This is a genomic window from Streptomyces sp. N35 (assembly GCF_016464295.1).
GTDB lineage: Bacteria > Actinomycetota > Actinomycetes > Streptomycetales > Streptomycetaceae > Streptomyces.
On record NZ_JAEIMH010000001.1, the window covers coordinates 134,875 to 152,071 of the forward strand.

Genomic DNA, 17,197 nt, shown 5'->3' on the forward strand with positions numbered 1-17,197 from the left:
CACGCCACCCTGGGTTAGGGTTACCTAACTTGATGTCCAGGGGTGGGGAGTTGGCGGTGGCCAGGAGCGGCAAGTACCTCAAGCCCGAACAGCGGGATTTCCTCGTCGTCCAGGCCGTGGCCCGCAAACAGATCAGCCCCGGCTTCGTCCGCGTCACCCTCGGCGGCCCCGCCCTGCGGGGGTTCACGCCCCTGGGATACGACCAGTGGTTCCGCCTGTTCCTGCCGGGCGAACGCGGCCTGCGGCTGCCCAAGCGCACGGGCGGGCTCTGGGTCGCCGAGTACATGCTGATGTCCAAGGACACCCGGCCGGTCGGCCGCAACTACACCGTGCGCGCCCACCGCGAGCAGGGCGTCCACAGCGACGGGCCCGAGATCGATGTCGACTTCGCCCTCCACGAGGACGCCGAGGGCGGGCTCGGACCGGCGTCAGCCTGGGCGCGCGACGGGGCGGAAGGCGACGAGGCCGGCATCCTCGACGAAGGCATCACCTTCCTGCCGCCCTCAACGGCCCGCCACCATCTGCTCGTCGGCGATGAGACGGCACTCCCGGCCATCGCGGGGATCCTCCGCTCGGCGGGCGGGAGCGGAGGCGGGACCCGGGGCGAGAGCCAGGCCGCAAGCGCGGGCGGAGGCGTACCCGTCCACGCGTACATCGAGATCCCGCACGAGGACGACATTCAGCCGCTCGACGCCCCCGAAGGCAGCACCGTGCACTGGGTGACCAGGAAGAGCGGCGCCGCTTGCGGTGACGGCGTGCTGGCCGAGGTCAAGGCGGCCGACCTGCCGGACGGCCCCGGATACGCCTGGGTGGCCGGCGGCCGGAGGCTCGCGACCGAGGTGCGGCGTCATCTCGTGGGCGAGCGCGGCTTCCCGAAGGACTCGGTGACGTTCACCGGCTACTGGCGCTGACGGGACCGCGCGGAAGCCGCCCTCGCGCTGACGGGACCGCGCGGAAGCCGCCCCGTCGCTGACGGGAATCGCGCGGCAGCCGCCACAGCGCCCACCGAGCGGAACGCGCCGCACCGCCCACGGGAACACGGCACCGTTCCGCCCACAAGAACACGGCACCGTTCCGTCCCGAACGCTGCCGGACCACGGCAATGCGCAGCCGTACGCACCCCTGCCAGCATCCGGACGTACACAGGTACGACACGGGGGCGAGGGGACGAACATGGCGCGAACACGGGCGCAGAGCGCGCGCAGGGTGATCTCGGCGGTGGCCGCCGGGGCCGACCCGCGGCAGCTGGCCGAGGAGGAGATCCGGCGGCGCGTCGGCGGCGAGGGCGAGCCCTTCACGGCGCGCGGCGGCTTCGCACCCGAGGAAGAGGGGATGGACCCGGCCGACTTCCCGGCCGCGCGGGAACAGGGCGGCTCCCTGGCGACCGTGATGGTCCAGAAGACCGTCTCGCTCGACGAGGCCGGCGAGGCGCTCAACCAGAGCGAACAGCGGCGCGAGGACGGCGAGAAGGTCCATGTGATCTGTCCGATGGTGCTGCCCAAGGGCCGCTCCTTCATCAGCATGCTCCCGGTGCTCGTGCTCCTCGTCATCGGCGCCGTGGGCACGGCCGTGGTCTCCGCCGCGGACGGCTCACCGCTCACCCATCCCTTGTTCGGCGCGCACTACTGGGTCATCGCGCTCGCCGCGGTCGCGTTCGTGTGGTGGCGGCAGGGCATGGTGATGGTGCCGGACGGCTGCCAGGCCCTGATCACCCGCTTCGGCAAGCTGGAGAAGGTGGTCGGACCGGGGCGCGTGACGCTGATCAGCCCGTGGAAGCGGGTCTCGTACATCGTCAACACCACCCGCGAATACCCCTTCAACGCGCCCGTGCGCGAGGCACCCACCACGGGCGGCGTGAAGGCCTCGATCGATCTGTTCATCCAGTTCCGGATCAGCGATCCCACCGAGTTCGTCTACACCCTCGGCGCGGTGCGCGGTTTCGAGGAGAAGCTCGCCAACGCGGTCAGCGAGACCATCCGCAGCCTCATCTACGAGCAGGAGGCCGCAGGCATCTACGACATGGTCGGCGAGGACACCGGCCGGCTCCTGGAACAGCTCAACCACCAGTTCCGCCCCGCGGTCGAGCTCACCAACGCCAACATCACGCACGCCGAGCCCTCCGACCAGGCGTACCGGATGGACCTGGCCGCACCCGAGATGGTGCGGATGGCGAAGGAGGCCTACACGCACGAGTACGCGCTGATGCTGCGCAAGGAGCAGGACGAGGGCGATCTGAGCAAGGAGCTCGCGACCAGCCACGAGATCCTCTCCGCGATCCAGGCCGATATCGCCCAGTACCAGGCGCAGATGGACACCGCCGTCGAGCGCGAGACCAACCGCGCCCAGGCCCTGGCCCACCAGCGCTATGTCCAGGCCGAGTCGGAGGCGAAGGCGAACGCGGCGCTCCTGGAAGCGCAGGCCCTCGACATCCGGGCGGTGACCGCGGCCCAGGCGCCCGAGATCCTCGAATACCGCCACCAGCGGCAGATCCTCGACACCCTGGAACAGGTCGCCGACCATCTGCCGCACCTGGTGCGGATCGGTGGCGCGGACGCCGACGGGGCGGCCGGGGTCGACTTCCTGCGCCTGGCACGGGAGTTGGTGGGGGAGCGCGGCGAAGCTCTGTTCACCGAGGCCGACATGGCGGCCGTACGGGACCGTCTCGACGAGGTCGAGACGCGGATCGCCGCCCGCCAGGAGGAGATCGACGAGCTGCTCGCGGCCGAGCGGCCGACCGTCGTGGCCGTCATGGAAGGGGCGGGCCCCGAAGAGGCCGTCACCGAGGAGACCGTCAACGAGGAGGGCGACGCATGAGCACCACCCGTACCCACCGCCGGTCGGTCATCTCCGAGGCCGTCGCGCCCTGGAGCCGCGTCGCCCAGCTGCTGCGCGGGGGCGAGGCCGGCACCCTGATCCCCGTCATCATCCCGCGCAGCACCCGCCGTCTGTGGTGGATGCTCCCGCTGTGGCTCGGCCTGTTCACGCTGCTCGCCGGGGTCATGCTGTCCCTGCGCGAAGCCGAGTCCGACGGCCTCGGCGATCTCGCGTACGGTGCGCTCGCGACGCTCTCCTACACGTCCGGTGCGCTGTTCCTGGTGATCGGCGTCCTGTGGTGGTGGCGCTCCTCGATCGTCGAGATCGAACAGGGCACCAACGGCGTCCTGACCCGCTACGGAGCCGTCACCCGCACCCTCGAAGCGGGCCGCCACTATCTGTGGCACCCCTGGTCGCGGGTGGACTTCGTGGTCGACACGGCCACCGAAATCCCGTACTCCGCACCGGTGATGGCCTGCCCGACCCGGGAGAACGTGCCGCTGCGCTCGATCGAGTTCTTCCTCAAGTTCCGTATCACCGACGCCGTCCTTTTCGTACGGACCATCGGCGCGGGCAACTTCGACCTGGTGCTCTCCAGCGCGGTCCAGGACGCCATCCGCCAGCGGGCCCGTCTGGTGAGCACCGAGCGCGCGTACGATCTGCGCGGCTCGGACGTGGCCGATATGCAGCAGCTCCTCAACCGGCAGCTCGACCGCTACGGCGTCCGCATCACCGGCTGCAACATCCCGGATGTCCAGCTGCCCGCCCAGTACCAGCAGCACCTGGCCACCCGCGAGCGGGTCGCCAAGGAGCGCACGGCGTACGAGCAGGAGTGGGGGCTGACGCGCAAGCGCCGTATCGACAGCCTGGGCATGGACATCGAGCGCGCCAAGAAGGTGCGCGACGCCCGCATCGTCGAGGTCAAGGCGGCCCTCAACAAGGCGCGCGAGCAGGTCGCCCAGCTCCTGGAGGAGCAGGAGACCAACGCCCAGCGGGTCCGCTTCGAGATCGAGACCCGCGGCCGCAGCGGTCTGATCTCCGCACAGAACGAGGCCCGCGCCCAGCGCGCCCTGGCCCAGGCCTACCGCGACAACCGGGCGGTCCTCCAGTACGAACTGGCCCGCCGCCGCCTCGAAGTGGGCGCCGAACTGGCCATGAAGGCCCCGCAGCCGGTGGTGGTCCGCACGGACGGCGCCGGCAGCGGCGACACATCGGCGCTGTCCACGCTGCTCGCGGCCCAACTGATCCCGCGGATCGCCGCGTTGCCGCAGGGGAGGCCCGACGAAGGCGACGGCAGCGGCTGACGCGGGCCACGCGGAAGGGGGCCGCCCGGGCTGTAACCCGGGCGGCCCCCTTCCGTCGTCGCTGTGTCAGTCGGTCTTCTTCGACGTATCGAAGTATCCGACCCCGCCCTCCTTGAAGGACTCCGCCGCCTGCTCGGCCTCCTCGGCCGTCAGCGTCTGATCCGCGACCTGGTACATCCAGTCGATCTGCATGTCCCAGACCCGCTCACCGGAGAGCGGCTTGTCCAGGTCCACGAACCAGGTGTTGAAGTTGATGTGCATGTCCGAGCGCGGCACATAGCTCTTGCTGCTGCGGTACAGCGTCTTGCCGTCCATGCTGTAGGTGACGCCGTCCTTGTCGACGACGATGACCATCGTGTGCCAGCCGCCCAGGCGCTTGTCGTGCTCGCGGGTGACGCGCGCGCCGATGTCCTCGAGATCGTCGTTGCGCCAGGTCGTGGTGGTCAGCCGCGGACCCGGGGCGCCCCAGCCGCCGTTCGGCATGTACTCGAAGTCGAGCTCGCTGTACTTGGCGCCCTTGCCGCCGATGGTGAAGAAGGTCTGCTGGATCGGGTCGCCGTTCTTGCCGGAGGCCGGCTTGTCGGCGAACTTGACCCGGGCGGCGTAGGTGCCGGCGCGGAACGTTCCGTTCCTGGTGCCGATCGCCGACTGGCTGGTGCCCGACTTGGTGCCGTCCGTGCTCGCCCTGAGGTTCAGCACCTGTCCGTCGACCGCGTCCTTCGCGCCGGGGAAGGAGATACCGCCCGCCTCCCAGGTGTCCTCGACGCCGGGGCCGCCCTCGCTGGACCGCACCAGCCAGTTGTGCTTGAACAGCGCGGTGTCCTTGGGGCCTTGGTAGTTGAAGTTGTCGAAGACCGCCCCGGCCGGGAGTTCGGTGAAGCCGCCGGCCTCCGTGGTGCCCGTCCCGCCGTCCGGCTCCTCGCCCCAGGCGAGCTTGCCCTGCCGGTACGCCGCGATCTGCTCGGCTTCCGCGTACGCGCTCTTCGTCGCGTCGAAGGACCAGTCGTCGTCCTGCTGGAGCGGCTTGTGGTCGGTGCGGAACAGCTGGAGCTCAAGGCCCTTGCTGTTGCCACCCGGGGCCACCGTGCCCGACTTGTCCGAGAAGCCCAGTTCCAGGTAGTGATCTGCCTTTTCGCTGGGCTTGTCCATGGCGACGATCGTCCCGGACAGGTTCGAGCAGCCGATGTGGGCCTCGACACAGTTGAAGGCGTACGGGGCGTCGTCCTCGGCCGTGAAGTAGTAGCGCAGCTTCACTTCGCTCAACGGCAGGGGCTTGTCGGACGTATTGAGGACCTCGAGCCACGGGCGGGCGGCGTCGGACTCGGCCTTGGTTTCGGTGCGGTAGCGCACCGTTAGGTCGGGTTCGTCCGGATTGAAGTGGTTGTACAGCGGTTTGGCGGCAAAACCCGCACCGGCCAGCACGGCCAGGACGAGCAGGGTTTTGAACACCTTGCCTATTCGGCTGCGGCCTTGAGGCCGCCGGCGGCGGGAGGTCGCCACGGAAAACTCCTTCAGTGGGGCGCGCTGGGCGATGCGCGCCCGGCTGTTGGAACGGCGCCGAGATTACCCGCAGTCGACCGGGGTGTCGGGGCTCGGGCAGGGTGAAGAGTGGATAACGGAAGCCCGGCCTCCTTGTTACCACTGGGTTTGCAGAGAGGCCGACTCTCCAAGGGGCTCAAGGGTTGTACGGAGTGTGCTGTGAGAATCGAGACCGTGCACAAGATGTGAAGAGTTGGCCATTCCTCGATAGCATCACCAGTCGTTTATTCGATTCTTGAGAGAACTTGAGCGCCAACCACCCGCGGGGGTGCCGGCGGCGCCGTGGGGAAAGCGTGGCTGTGAACAGAAGCGCAACCGTGGACCTGGTCGTCGTCGGGCTCGGCTATGTCGGCCTGCCGCTCGCCCGTGCCGCCAGTGCGTCCGGGCTGAGAGTGGTCGGCCTCGACCGCAGCGCGCCGGTCGTCCAGGGGCTGAACTCGGGCGTCTCGCACATTGACGACATCAGTGACGCGGATGTCCAGGCGATGATCGAGCGTGGTTTCCGCGCGGTCGACAACCCCGAGGTCATAGCCGAGGCGGCCGCCGTCGTCATCTGCGTGCCGACCCCGCTGACCGACCACGGTGCCCCCGAGCTCGGCGCCGTCAACGCCTCGGTCGCCGACATCGCCGCCCACATGACCCCGGGCACCCTGGTGGTCCTGGAGTCCACCACGTACCCCGGCACCACCGACGAGGTCGTCCGCCCCGCCCTCGAGGCCGGCGGCCTGCGGGCCGGCGTCGACTTCCACCTCGCCTTCTCGCCCGAGCGCATCGACCCGGGCAACCCGACCTACGGCCTGGAGAACACTCCCAAGGTCGTCGGCGGCACCACCCCCGACTGCACCAAGGCCGCGCGCGCCCTGTACGAGGGTTTCGTCGGCGGGGTCGTCGAGGCCAAGGGCACCCGCGAGGCCGAGATGGCCAAGCTGCTCGAGAACACCTACCGGCACGTGAACATCGCCCTCGTCAACGAGATGGCCATGTTCTGCCGTGAGATCGGTGTCGACCTCTGGGACTCGATCCGCTGCGCCTCCAGCAAGCCGTTCGGCTTCGCCCCCTTCTACCCGGGCCCGGGTGTCGGCGGTCACTGCATCCCGATCGACCCCAACTACCTCTCGTACAAGGTGCGTTCGCTCGGCATACCGTTCCGCTTCGTGGAGCTGGCCCAGGAGATCAACCAGCGGATGCCCGCCCATGTCGTGTCGCGCGCGGCGGATCTGCTCAACGACCAGGGCAAGCCGGTGCGCGGCTCCAAGGTGCTGCTCCTCGGCGTGACGTACAAGCCGGACATCTCGGACCAGCGTGAGAGTCCCGCCGTGGACGTCGCCGAGCTGCTGCTCGAGCGCGGCGCCGACCTCGTCTACTACGACCCGCGCGTGGAGGGCTGGACCGTGGACGGCGCCGAGGTGGCGCGCGTCGACGACTACCTCGAGGGCGCGGCCCAGGCCGATCTGACCATCCTGCTCCAGCACCACAGCGAGCTGGACCTGGACAAGCTGGCCGACCACGCGACGAAGCTTTTCGACACCCGAGGCAAGTCCGCCGACCATCCCCAGGTAGTCAAGCTGTGAGTGATACGGACACGTACATACCCGGCGCCGTCGATACCGACGGCCGCCGCCGGCACAAGCGGCGACGACATCTGAAGGTGTCGTACATCTTCTTCATCGCCATCGCCGCGGTGATCGCCACCAAGCTCGACCCGGACTCGCTCCATCTGTACTCGTTCGGCGCGATGGGCCTGCTGACCCTGAAGATGTTCGGCGCCCTCTTCTACCGGCCCGCGAAGGCCGACCGCGAAGAGCTGATGTACCTGGACAACGCGTGGGTCACCGCGGTCATCCCGATCTACAACGAGGACCCGGTGATGTTCGAGCAGGGCATGCGCTCCCTGCTCGCGCAGAGCCGGCTGCCCAACGAGATCCACATCATCGACGACTGCAGCGCCGACGCCGGCGGCATCCGAGCGGCCAAGAAGATGCGCCGCGAGTTCGAGGCCAGGGGCGTCAAGTACACCGTCAGCATCCAGCCCGAGAACAAGGGCAAGCGTGAGGCGCTCGCGCTGGGCTTCGAGGCGGCTCCGTACACGGACCTGTTCCTGTGTGTGGACTCCGACACCGTGCTCTCCCGCGACACCGTCCGTGAGCTGCTGCTGCCGATGGCGGACCCGAAGATCATGGCCTCGACCGGCATGGTGCTCGCGCTCAACCACGACAGCAACATCTTCACCCGCCTCCAGGACCTCAGGTACGGCAACTCGTTCCTCTTCGAGCGGGCCGCGTACTCGCGTCTGAAGTCGGTCCTGTGCTGCTGCGGCGCCCTGTCCGTCTACCGCGGCACTCTCGTACGCAAGTACCTGCCGGACTTCCTCAACCAGCAGTTCCTCGGCAAGCCCGCCGTCTTCGGCGACGACCGCCGGATGACGAACTACTGCCTGATCGAGGGCCAGGTCGTCTTCCAGGAGACCGCCGTCGGCTACACGGCCGTTCCGGAGAAGCTCCCGCACTTCCTGCGCCAGCAGGTCCGCTGGAACAAGTCCTTCTTCCGCGAGTCCCTGTGGGCCTTCCGCAACCAGAAGAAGTGGCGGCCGGCGTTCTGGCTGACCTGCATGGAACTCGCCCTGTGGCTGATCTTCGGCTCGGCGATGTTCTACTCCATGGTCATCCTGCCGATCATGCACCCGTCGCAGTTCGTCAACCACATCGGCGACTACCTGATCTTCATGGTCCTGATGGGGTACCTGCGCAACGTCCGCTATCTGGACTTCCCGCGCCGCGGCATGGGCTTCATCAAGCGCTTCGGCATGTTCCTGCTCGCCCCGCTGTACGGAGTGATCCAGCTCCTGCTGCTCACGCCGCTGCGCTTCTACGCGCTGCTCACCCTGCACAAGGGAAGCTGGGGCACCCGCCAGGCCGGTGTCGAGGTCTCGGTGGCCGGCCACGAGGACGAGCTCTCCGCCGTCTGGGAGGAAGAGGACCTCAACTCCTCGCAGCAGGTCTCCTCCACGATCGAGATGATGCGCCTCGAGGGCATCGCGCTCGCCCGCACCCAGGCGCACCACACCGGCCGTCAGCTCGCCGGCCAGCCGTATCACGACGAGTACAGCGACGGTGAGTTGAAGGACATCGGCGCCAGCATGCCGCAGCAGCGCGTGGCATGGAGCGGCGTGCCGGGCGAACCGCAGCCCATCCCGCAGCAGGGCCAGCGGCCCGTGTACCAGAGCGGGCAGTACGTTCCGCAGGCGCACAACGGGCAGTACCCGCCGCAGGCGCAGAACGGCCAGTATCCGCCGCAGGCGCAGAACGGCCAGTACCCGCCGCAGGCGCAGAACGGCCAGTACCCGCCGCAGGCCCACCAGGGCCGGTACCAGCAGGAGCCGCACCCGCAGCAAGCCCAGTACCCGCAGCAGGGGCAGTACCAGCAGGCAGCCCAGCACCAGCAGGGGCAGTACCAGCAGGGCCAGTACGTCCAGCCCCAAGGCGCTCACCCGCAGGGTGGGCACATCCCGCAGCAGCCGCAGGGGCCGCACCCCATGGCCGGGCGGACGCGGGGCGGCCAAGTCCCGTACGGCCAAGGGCAGTCCGGGCCGCAGCAGGGCTACCCGCAGGGGCAGCACCCGCAGGGCCCCGGCCAGGCAGGCGGCTATCAGCAGGGCGGTCAGCCGCCCCGCATCCCGCAGCAGCCGCAGCAGGGCGGCCACGGGCAGCAGGGGTACGACGACGGGACGGACCCGCAGGCGGCCGCGTACGGTCAGTCCCGGCGCAGCCGCGAACCGCACCCCCAGGACGGGTGGTTCGGCGAAGGCCGCTGACAGGGCAACAGCAAGGGGCGGGGCCCGGGGCACGGCACCGGGCCCCGCCCCTTGCTGTTCCTGACGACTCTGTTCCTGGCGGCCCCGGCGGCCGGCGTAGTACGTCATGGCCTCCTGCACGGTGAGCACCTCGATGTCCCGCTTCTCGATCTCCTTGAGCAGCTTGCCCAGTCCGGCCTGGCTGATCTCGGTGCTGGTCTTCGGCGGCCCCGCGGTCAGCTTGTGCAGACACAGGATCAGCCAGTCACCGCTCTCCGCACACCGGTCCAGCTGCCCGCCGGGACCGATGACCTTGGCAAGCGTCGTACCGCCGATCCCCGAGCCGTCGTTGATCCCCGTCAGGGCCTTCAGGCGGTACGGCATCGCCGGTGCGAAGGACTCGATCGTCTCGGAGATGATCGACCGCGCCGTGGTGAAGTGGCGCGCGGCGAGCAGATCGACGGGCACGCCGTCGGTGGTCTTCTGGAACGCGCCATGGGGATACGCGAAGTGCTCACTGGTGAACCCGTTGGCGACCAGCCACTCGCGCAACCGCCGGAAGTCCTCGTCCACTTGTTCCGCCGTGAGCTTCGCATAGCTCGCGGTGTGCGCCGAGTTGGCGTACGAATGCCCGGCCATCTCCCAGCCCGAGGAATCCTGCAGGCTGCGCATCTCGTCGATGGTCAGAAACGTGCCGGTGCCGATGGCGTCGGCGATGTTGTAGATGGTGCCGGGCATGCCCAGCTCGTCCATGACCGGGCGCCCCAGATCATGGATCGACTGATGGGAGTCGTCGAAGGTGATCGACACGACGCCCTTGGGGAACTTCGACGTCGTATCCGGCACGGCCTCCACGGCCTGCAGGTTGTAGGTCACCTTGCCCACGCCGTCGTCGTACACCGCGAAGGACAGATCGGTGAAACCGGTCGTCACTGAGGGCTTCCCGGTGGACGAGAGCGCGTACGCGCCCGAAGCGGCGGCGACATCGGCCCACTGCAGGTGGACGGTGACCCATTCGCCGGACTGCACATAGTTGGCGGCGGTCTTCGAGTGGCTGTGGAAGCGCCAGCTGAAGGTGTCCTTGAAACCGCCGCTGCCCAAGTAGAAGACCATCTTGGCCAGATGGTCGACGTTCTCGACCCGGAAGATGAGCCGGAGCATCTTGCCGGTCAGGTTCATCGTCGGCAGTGCGGACTTGCGGATGTACGACTGCGCTCCGGCACCTGTCGTCGTGGCCCGCGCGGACTGTGTCCCGCGCGTGAACACCTCGGTGTCGTCAGGGGAGGACGAAGCAGTGCCGGAGCCGCCTATGGACCAGCCGTGCCCCTTCTGGAACTGCTGGCTCCACGTGGCCCGGCGATAGCGCGGCCGACGGCCCGAGGGAGCGAACGACGGCACGGTCAGACCGTCCACCTGGCTGCCGGCGGGCAGGCTCAGGGCGCCGGTGGCGGATGCCGCCTGCGCGGTGGACGGCATGACGAGGTCCTTGCCGAGCACACCCGCGGCCGCGCCGCCCGCGGTCAGCAGTCCACCGAAGCCCATGAACTTCAGGGCCGAGCGCCGGTTCTGCCCCTTGCCGCCGTCGTCGCCGCCTTTGCCGCGGCCGGCTCGCCGATCGCCGCCGGCCTCGTTCCCGCCCCCCTCCGGTCGGCTCTCGGGGGTCCCGGGCGCGCCGGGCACGGGGGCGGGCTCCCGGCCGCAGGCAGGTTCGGAGCGCTGGCCGTACGCCGGGTCGGGGCGCTGGCCGTACGCGGGGTCGGGGCGCTGGCCGTACGCCGGGTCGGGCTGTCGGCCGCCGTACGCGGAGTCGGGCTGCCCGTACGCCTCGTCGAGCGGCCGGCCGTAACGGTCGGTGCGTGGCCGGCCGTATCCGCCCTCGGAGTATCCGTATCCGGGATCCTGGTCCCCGTATTCGGGCCCGCCCGCCGGGTAGTTGCTGTTGCTCAAGGCGACTCCTCGGTTCCTACAGGGTGAGGACGGTCGACGTGATCCCCCCGGATCCCCCGGACCTTGCGGCTCCCCCGGCCCCTGCGACTTCCGGCTCAGCGAGGCGTCACGCCTGCGACGTCAGGCAACGGAAGATGTGATTTATGTGCCCGGAGTATAGCCGCGCGGCAGAATCCGCCATCGGCCGGCGGCTGATTGTGACGTGGGCCGTGGGATCCTGGACGAGTGACAGGACAGGTACCGCTCGACGATCTCGTACGGCTGCGGCGGGCCCGCGACATGATGGACCGCGACTACATGGAGCCCCTCGACGTCGAGCGGCTGGCCCGGCATGCGCACATGTCGGCCGGGCACTTCTCGCGCAGCTTCCGGGCCGCCTTCGGCGAGACGCCGTACAGCTATCTCATGACGCGGCGGATCGAGCGCGCCAAGGCGCTCCTGAGGCGCGGGGACCTGTCGGTCACCGAGGTGTGCTTCGCGGTCGGCTGTACCTCGCTGGGTTCGTTCAGTACGCGCTTCACCGAGCTGGTGGGGGAGTCGCCCAGCGCGTACCGCGCGCGGGACCACGAGGACGTCTCCGACATCCCGGCATGCGTCGCGATGATCTACTCGCGGCCGCTGCGGAAGGCCAAGCCGGACCCGAAGAAGGGCTAGGAGGCGGCCTCGGCGGGTCGGTCACGAATGGAGAAGCGGAGCGGTCACGCCCGGCCGTACCGTAACGCCATGGATATCAAGCTGAAGCAGTGCTTCATCGCCGTCGACGACCATGACAAGGCGCTCGCCTTCTACCGCGACGCGCTCGGCCTCGAAGTGCAGAAGGACGTCGGCTTCGAGGGCATGCGCTGGGTGACGCTCGCCTCGCCGACGCAGCCCGATGTCGAGGTGGTCCTCGAGCCGCCGCTGGCCGACCCCAACGCCTCGCCCGACGACCGCCAGGCCATGGCCGAGTTGATGGCCAAGGGCATGCTGCGCGGCGTGATCTTCTCGACCGAGGACTGCGACGCGACCTTCGACCGGCTCGCGGCCTCGGGCGCCGAGGTCATCCAGGAACCCATGGACATGCCGTACGGCGTGCGCGACTGCGCCTTCCGCGACCCCGCCGGGAACCTGCTGCGGTTCGCCCAGCGCCCGAAGACCGCCTGAGCCGCATGCTGGTGGGGCGCGGCTACGGCTTGCGCCCCACCGCACAGAACTCGTCGACCTCCGCCGGCTGCCCGAAGGGATTCTCCGACGGGCGCCAGCGCGAGCAGGACACCACGCCGGGCTCCAGGAGTTCGAGGCCGTCGAAGTAGCCGGCGATCTGCTCGGGGTTGCGCAGGTGGTAGGTCGGGCGGCCGACCTGGTTCCAGATGGCGATGGCCTGCTCGAAGGCCTCGCCGGTGACCACGTTGGTGCCGTCAGCGGTGACCAGGTAGCTGCCCGAAGGCAGCGCGTCCACCAGTCGCTTGGCGATCGAGGTCGCCTCCGCGGTGTCCTCGATGTGGCCGAGGATGTTCAGCATGCAGAGCGCGACGGGCCGCTCCAGGTCGAGCAGCTTGCCCGCGCGTTCCAGGATCAGGTCCGGATCGCGCAGATCCGCGTCGATGTAGTGCGTGGCCCCTTCGGGGCTGGACGTGAGCAGGGCGCGCGCGTGCGCGAGGACGACCGGGTCGTTGTCCACGTACACGATGTGCGCGTCGGGCGCCGTGCGCTGCGCGATCTGATGGGTGTTGTCGTGCGTGGGCAGCCCCGTGCCTATGTCGAGGAACTGCCGTATGCCGGCCTCGCCCGCGAGATACGTCACCGCGCGGCTGAGGAAGGCACGCGAGTGCTTGGCGATCGGCACGATGGACGGGTAGATCTCGAAGAACTGGTCGCCGACCGCGCGGTCGACCTCATAGTTGTCCTTGCCGCCCAGCCAGTAGTTCCAGATGCGGGGCGAGCACGGGACGGTGATGTCGATCGCCGGGCCGGGCGCGGGGGCTTCTGCGGTCATGGGGCATCTCCTGAGGGGACGTACAGGATGTATGCGGTACGTGGGGACACGCGTCCTGCGTGCGGTACGCGAGGACACTCGTCGGCTCAGTAGTACTCGTCGAGCAGCTGCTCCAGGAACCGCACGCTGTCCTCGGTGGTCGAGGCGGCCGCGCTGACCTGGTCCATCACCATCATGTAGTTCTCGACATCGGCGCGTTTGTCGAGATACAGGGCGCTGGTGAGCTGTTCGAGATAGACGATATCCGGCAGGTCCGGCTCATCGAAGCGCAGAATCGTTATCGGCCCGCCCGCCGCGGCGAGCCCGCCGGCGCCGAACGGCGCCACCTGCAGCGTGACATGGGGCAGTCCGGCGACCTCGATCAGGCGGCGCAGCTGGGTACGCATCGTGAGGCGGCCGCCCATCGGACGGCGCAGCGCTGCCTCGTCCACCACGAACCAGAGCTTCGGCGCCTCGGGCCGGGTGAGCAACTGCTGCCTGCGCAGCCGTAGTTCGACCTTGCGCTCGATCTCGCGCACCGAACCGCGGGCCTCGCCGAGGCTCACCACGGACCGTGCGTAGTCCGCGGTCTGCAGCAGACCGGGCACGAACTGCACCTGGTAGCTGCGTATCACGGCGGCCGCTTCTTCCAGGCCGAGGATCGTCTCCAGCCAGTTGGGCATGACGTCGCTGTACTTCTGCCACCAGCCGGGGTTGCTCGCGCGCCGCGCCAGTTCGAGATACTCCGCCCGCTCGTCGGTGCCGGAGACACCGTAGAGCGTCAGCAGGTCGGCGACGTCCCGCTCCTTCTGGGCCACCCGGCCCAGCTCCACGCGGCTGATCTTCGCGTGCGAGCCGCGGATCGCGTCACCGGCTTCTTCGCGCGTGATCCCGCGCGCCTCGCGCAGCCGGCGCAGCTGGGTGCCGAGCACGATGCGCAGCACCGTGGGTCCGCCGTGCCGCTGAGCAGGTGTCGACCGGAGTTCGGACGCCCCCGCCACCTCGGGAGCACCCTCTGCCCGAGAGCCCGTCATGCCATCCCCAAGTTCTCGAATCCGCTCGAACAGGGGAGACCCCATGTGCTCCCCGCTGTGTACGCCGTGGATCCGGCGAGTTCTGTTGTGACCGGTGGCCCGCATGCGCAGAAAACAGGGCCCGGGCCGCCCGGCGGCTCAGTGTCGCACCGGCGCGCGCCACGTGTACAGCGTTCCGAACTAAACGTGGTCCAGACTTAGTTGGGCGCCTACGCACGGTAGTCGCGGTACGCGTACCGGTTCTCCGACGCTACGTCAGGTCGTCGAAGTCCCCGTCCTTGGCTCCCGCGACGAACGCCGCGAGCTCGGCTCTCGTATAGATCAGCGCGGGCCCGTCGGGGAAGCGGGAGTTGCGCACGGCGATCTGCCCGTCGGCGAGTTCCGCGACTTCGACGCACTCCCCGTTGGCGTTGGAGCGGCCGCTCTTGCGCCACCGGACACCTTCGAGCGCGGCCGCGGACATGCCGTTGTCATAGTCCCCGGTAAAGGCGTGTGGTGAGCGCATGCGAATCTCTCCCCCTGGGCGTGTACGTGCGGATGCACTTGCAAGCGTAAGCACAGACGTACTTGCAGACGTTCTTGCAGGCGTTCTTGCCGATGTGCTTGCAGTGACGCGGGGGACACCCCACCATGTCGGCGTATGGCCCCATGACCAAGGGCCTTTTCGAACAGGGGAGTTCAGGTGACGACTGCCGCAAGCCGCCCGGAGGAGCTGTTGCTTCCCGCATCAGCGACCGGTGCCGACTCGGCGACGCTGTCGCTCCCCGCCGACTTCGGCTCGGAGAAGGCGGCCTGGGCGTTCGTGGACGCGACCCTGGACCGCTGGCGGCGCACCGCGCTCGCCCCCCGGGTGCACACCGCCGTCGGCGAGCTGGTGGCCAACGCGCTGGAACACGGCCTGTCCGGCGCCGATGCAGAACCCTTTCCGCACCCGCTGGTCGTCGCCGTCCTGAGCGAGGGCCCGGACCTTCTGTGCGCGGTCTTCGACCCGGGCCCTGGCCTCCCGGCCAAGGCGGCGGGCCACGGTCTGCACGTGGTCGACGCGGTGAGCGACGCCTGGGGCTGGACCGAACCGGGCCCCTGGGGCAAGGGCGTATGGGCGGCGGTGACCCGGTCCGGCGGTGGCCCGGCACCGGCCACCGTGCAACGCCTGCTTCTCCTCGCGGAGTTCTTCACGGGCAACGAGCGGCCCCGCCTGGTCACCGCGCAGGCGGCGCCGGGCGTGACGGGACTGTTCCAGGGCCCGGCGAGCGGAGCTCCGTTCAGAGGATCCCCGCCCCCCGAGCAGCCCTGATCCACTGCGGGAACTCGGACAGCAGCCGGTCGTAGAGCTCCTCGTCGGAGACCTTGTCGATGTCGTCGACGGCGAAGAAGCCCACGTTGTCCACGCGCCGGCCCGGCAGGGTGTCGAAGCGCTCGAGCACGCCGTACGAGGCGCGTCCGAGCCCGACGAACTGCCAGAACACCGGTTCCTCGACGGCCTCGCGCAGCTGGGCCTCGATCGCCGCGTTGCGGTAGACCCCGCCGTCCGAGAAGAACAGCACCAGGGTCGGATCGGCCGAGGGATGCTCGCGGACGTAACTGCGCACCTCGGCGATGACCTTCTGCTCCTCGTTCTGGATGCCGACGAGCCGCATGTCGACCTGCTCGTCGAGCAAACCCTTCTTGCGCTTCTTCGGCCGCAGCAGACTGATCTCGCCCACCCGCACGTGCAGTTGGAGCCAGCGCGGCAGTTCACCGAGCCACAGGTCGGGCAGCCGTGCCGGGTTGGACGCGAAGGTCCACGCCTGCATCGCCCCGTCGTCGTCCAGCTGCGCGACGACGGCGGCCATCCGCTCCACGACGCTCGCGACCGTGCCGCGCTGGTAGAGCGCCGACATGGATCCGGACGCGTCGAGCACCAGGATCACCCGGGCCCGTACCCCGGTGGCACCGTGCTTGGCGAGGCTGACGGCGACCTTCTCCTTGCGCAGGTCGAGGCGCTTGCGCATGTCGACGGGGAGGTTCTCCTCGCCTTTGGTCATACGGGGAGGAGGCGGGGGAGTCGGCGCGAGGGAGGGGGCGGGCGCGACCGGAGGCGCGACAGGAGGTGCGGACGGCGGCGCGGGCGGGGGAGCCACCGGCGCCGACGGTACGGGCGCTGACGGAACGGGCGCCGACGGTACGGGCGCCGGGGCAACGGGAGACGAGGCGCCGGGAGACGGGGCCGCGCTCTCCTCCTCGTCCACGCTGATCCCGAAATCCGTGGCGAGCCCGGCGAGCCCCGAGGTGTACCCCTGCCCCACGGCCCGGAACTTCCACTGCCCGCCGCGCAGATAGAGCTCGCCCCCGATGAACGCGGTCTCGCTCCCCGCCTCGGTCTCGAACCGCGCGAGCTCAGCGCCCGTACCGGTGTCGAGCAGCCGCAGCGTGAGCTCGGCGAGCTGCCCGAAGGTCCCGCCGTCCGCCGATGCGGTGAGCACCACCCGTTCGATCTCCGCCTCGAGCCGCGACAGCTGCACCTCGACGGAGTTGGCGACCACGCCCGGCTGCCGTTCGGTGCCCAGGTAGCGCACGGCGCCCGAGGCGTGCTCGGGCTGGTTGTAGAAGATGAAGTCGAGGTCGTCGCGCACCCGCCCGGCCGAGGTGAGCAGCAGTGCGGAGACATCGGCGTCGGGGCTGCCCGGCCGGTCCGCCCAGCTGAGCACCGCGCGTACGGAGGCGGCGGGTACCGGGATGTTGGCGCCTTTGCGCATCGGTGTGGTTACCCCCTCCCCCCCCGCCCCCCCGCCGGGGGGGGGGCGGGGGGGGGGGCGGGCGCGCGCGCCCGCCCCCC

At 69.5% G+C, this 17,197-nt stretch carries 13 protein-coding genes and 1 pseudogene; 8 read left to right on the forward strand and 6 right to left on the reverse strand.

Going from position 1 to position 17,197, the window contains the following annotated elements:
* The first annotated feature begins 32 nt into the window (after positions 1-32).
* The 3 genes from JAO81_RS00555 (at position 33) to JAO81_RS00565 (ending at position 4,118) form a co-directional block, all read left to right on the forward strand.
* Positions 33-911 (forward strand): siderophore-interacting protein, encoded by an 879-nt coding sequence (locus JAO81_RS00555; RefSeq protein ID WP_199545700.1) that lies wholly within the window; start codon positions 33-35, stop codon positions 909-911.
* A 262-nt stretch (positions 912-1,173) separates the two neighbouring features.
* Entirely contained in the window at positions 1,174-2,814 is a 1,641-nt protein-coding gene (locus JAO81_RS00560; RefSeq protein WP_199545701.1) for an SPFH domain-containing protein, read from the forward strand.
* The gene (locus JAO81_RS00565; RefSeq protein ID WP_199545702.1) at positions 2,811-4,118 is read left to right on the forward strand and encodes an SPFH domain-containing protein; all 1,308 of its coding nucleotides are present in this window, start codon (positions 2,811-2,813) and stop codon (positions 4,116-4,118) included. Before JAO81_RS00560 ends, JAO81_RS00565 begins: the two co-directional genes overlap by 4 nt.
* A 66-nt stretch (positions 4,119-4,184) precedes the next feature.
* Here the strand turns inward: JAO81_RS00565 and JAO81_RS00570 are convergent, their stop codons facing one another.
* Entirely contained in the window at positions 4,185-5,618 is a 1,434-nt protein-coding gene (locus JAO81_RS00570; RefSeq protein ID WP_199545703.1) for a cellulose binding domain-containing protein, read from the reverse strand.
* 338 nt (positions 5,619-5,956) lie between these two features.
* Between JAO81_RS00570 and JAO81_RS00575 the strand changes: the two genes are divergently transcribed.
* Positions 5,957-7,228: a nucleotide sugar dehydrogenase gene (locus tag JAO81_RS00575; RefSeq protein ID WP_199545704.1), complete on the forward strand. Its 1,272-nt coding sequence runs from the start codon at positions 5,957-5,959 to the stop codon at positions 7,226-7,228.
* Complete coding sequence (locus tag JAO81_RS00580; RefSeq protein ID WP_307813088.1) at positions 7,225-9,468, forward strand: glycosyltransferase; 2,244 nt, start codon at positions 7,225-7,227, stop codon at positions 9,466-9,468. The genes JAO81_RS00575 and JAO81_RS00580 overlap by 4 nt, the downstream gene beginning before the upstream one ends.
* 513 nt (positions 9,469-9,981) lie before the next feature.
* Here JAO81_RS00580 and JAO81_RS43590 read toward each other — a convergent pair.
* Positions 9,982-10,989: pseudogene (locus JAO81_RS43590) on the reverse strand (polysaccharide deacetylase family protein); the annotation flags it as partial.
* Between the two features lie 684 nt (positions 10,990-11,673).
* Here JAO81_RS43590 and JAO81_RS00590 point away from each other — a divergent pair.
* A complete protein-coding gene (locus tag JAO81_RS00590; RefSeq protein ID WP_199545770.1) occupies positions 11,674-12,048 on the forward strand; it encodes a helix-turn-helix transcriptional regulator in 375 nt (124 codons plus the stop codon).
* Between the two features lie 69 nt (positions 12,049-12,117).
* Positions 12,118-12,537 (forward strand): VOC family protein, encoded by a 420-nt coding sequence (locus JAO81_RS00595; RefSeq protein ID WP_199545705.1) that lies wholly within the window; start codon positions 12,118-12,120, stop codon positions 12,535-12,537.
* Positions 12,538-12,559: 22 nt separating this feature from the next.
* Here JAO81_RS00595 and JAO81_RS00600 read toward each other — a convergent pair whose 3' ends face one another.
* The 3 genes from JAO81_RS00600 to JAO81_RS00610 form a co-directional block, all read right to left on the reverse strand.
* On the reverse strand, positions 12,560-13,369 hold the full coding sequence (locus JAO81_RS00600; RefSeq protein WP_199545706.1) for an SAM-dependent methyltransferase: 810 nt from the start codon (positions 13,367-13,369) through the stop codon (positions 12,560-12,562).
* A gap of 86 nt (positions 13,370-13,455) precedes the next feature.
* A complete protein-coding gene (locus JAO81_RS00605) occupies positions 13,456-14,382 on the reverse strand; it encodes a helix-turn-helix transcriptional regulator (RefSeq protein ID WP_199545707.1) in 927 nt (308 codons plus the stop codon).
* Positions 14,383-14,632: 250 nt separating this feature from the next.
* Positions 14,633-14,887: a DUF397 domain-containing protein gene (locus JAO81_RS00610; RefSeq protein ID WP_199545708.1), complete on the reverse strand. Its 255-nt coding sequence runs from the start codon at positions 14,885-14,887 to the stop codon at positions 14,633-14,635.
* Between the two features lie 177 nt (positions 14,888-15,064).
* Between JAO81_RS00610 and JAO81_RS00615 the strand changes: the two genes are divergently transcribed.
* Complete coding sequence (locus JAO81_RS00615; protein ID WP_199545709.1) at positions 15,065-15,676, forward strand: ATP-binding protein; 612 nt, start codon at positions 15,065-15,067, stop codon at positions 15,674-15,676.
* On the opposite strand, the gene JAO81_RS00620 is transcribed toward JAO81_RS00615, so the two are convergent.
* Positions 15,645-17,117: a VWA domain-containing protein gene (locus JAO81_RS00620; RefSeq protein WP_199545710.1), complete on the reverse strand. Its 1,473-nt coding sequence runs from the start codon at positions 17,115-17,117 to the stop codon at positions 15,645-15,647. The two genes, JAO81_RS00615 and JAO81_RS00620, sit on opposite strands and share 32 nt — an antisense overlap.
* Positions 17,118-17,197 lie beyond the last annotated feature (80 nt).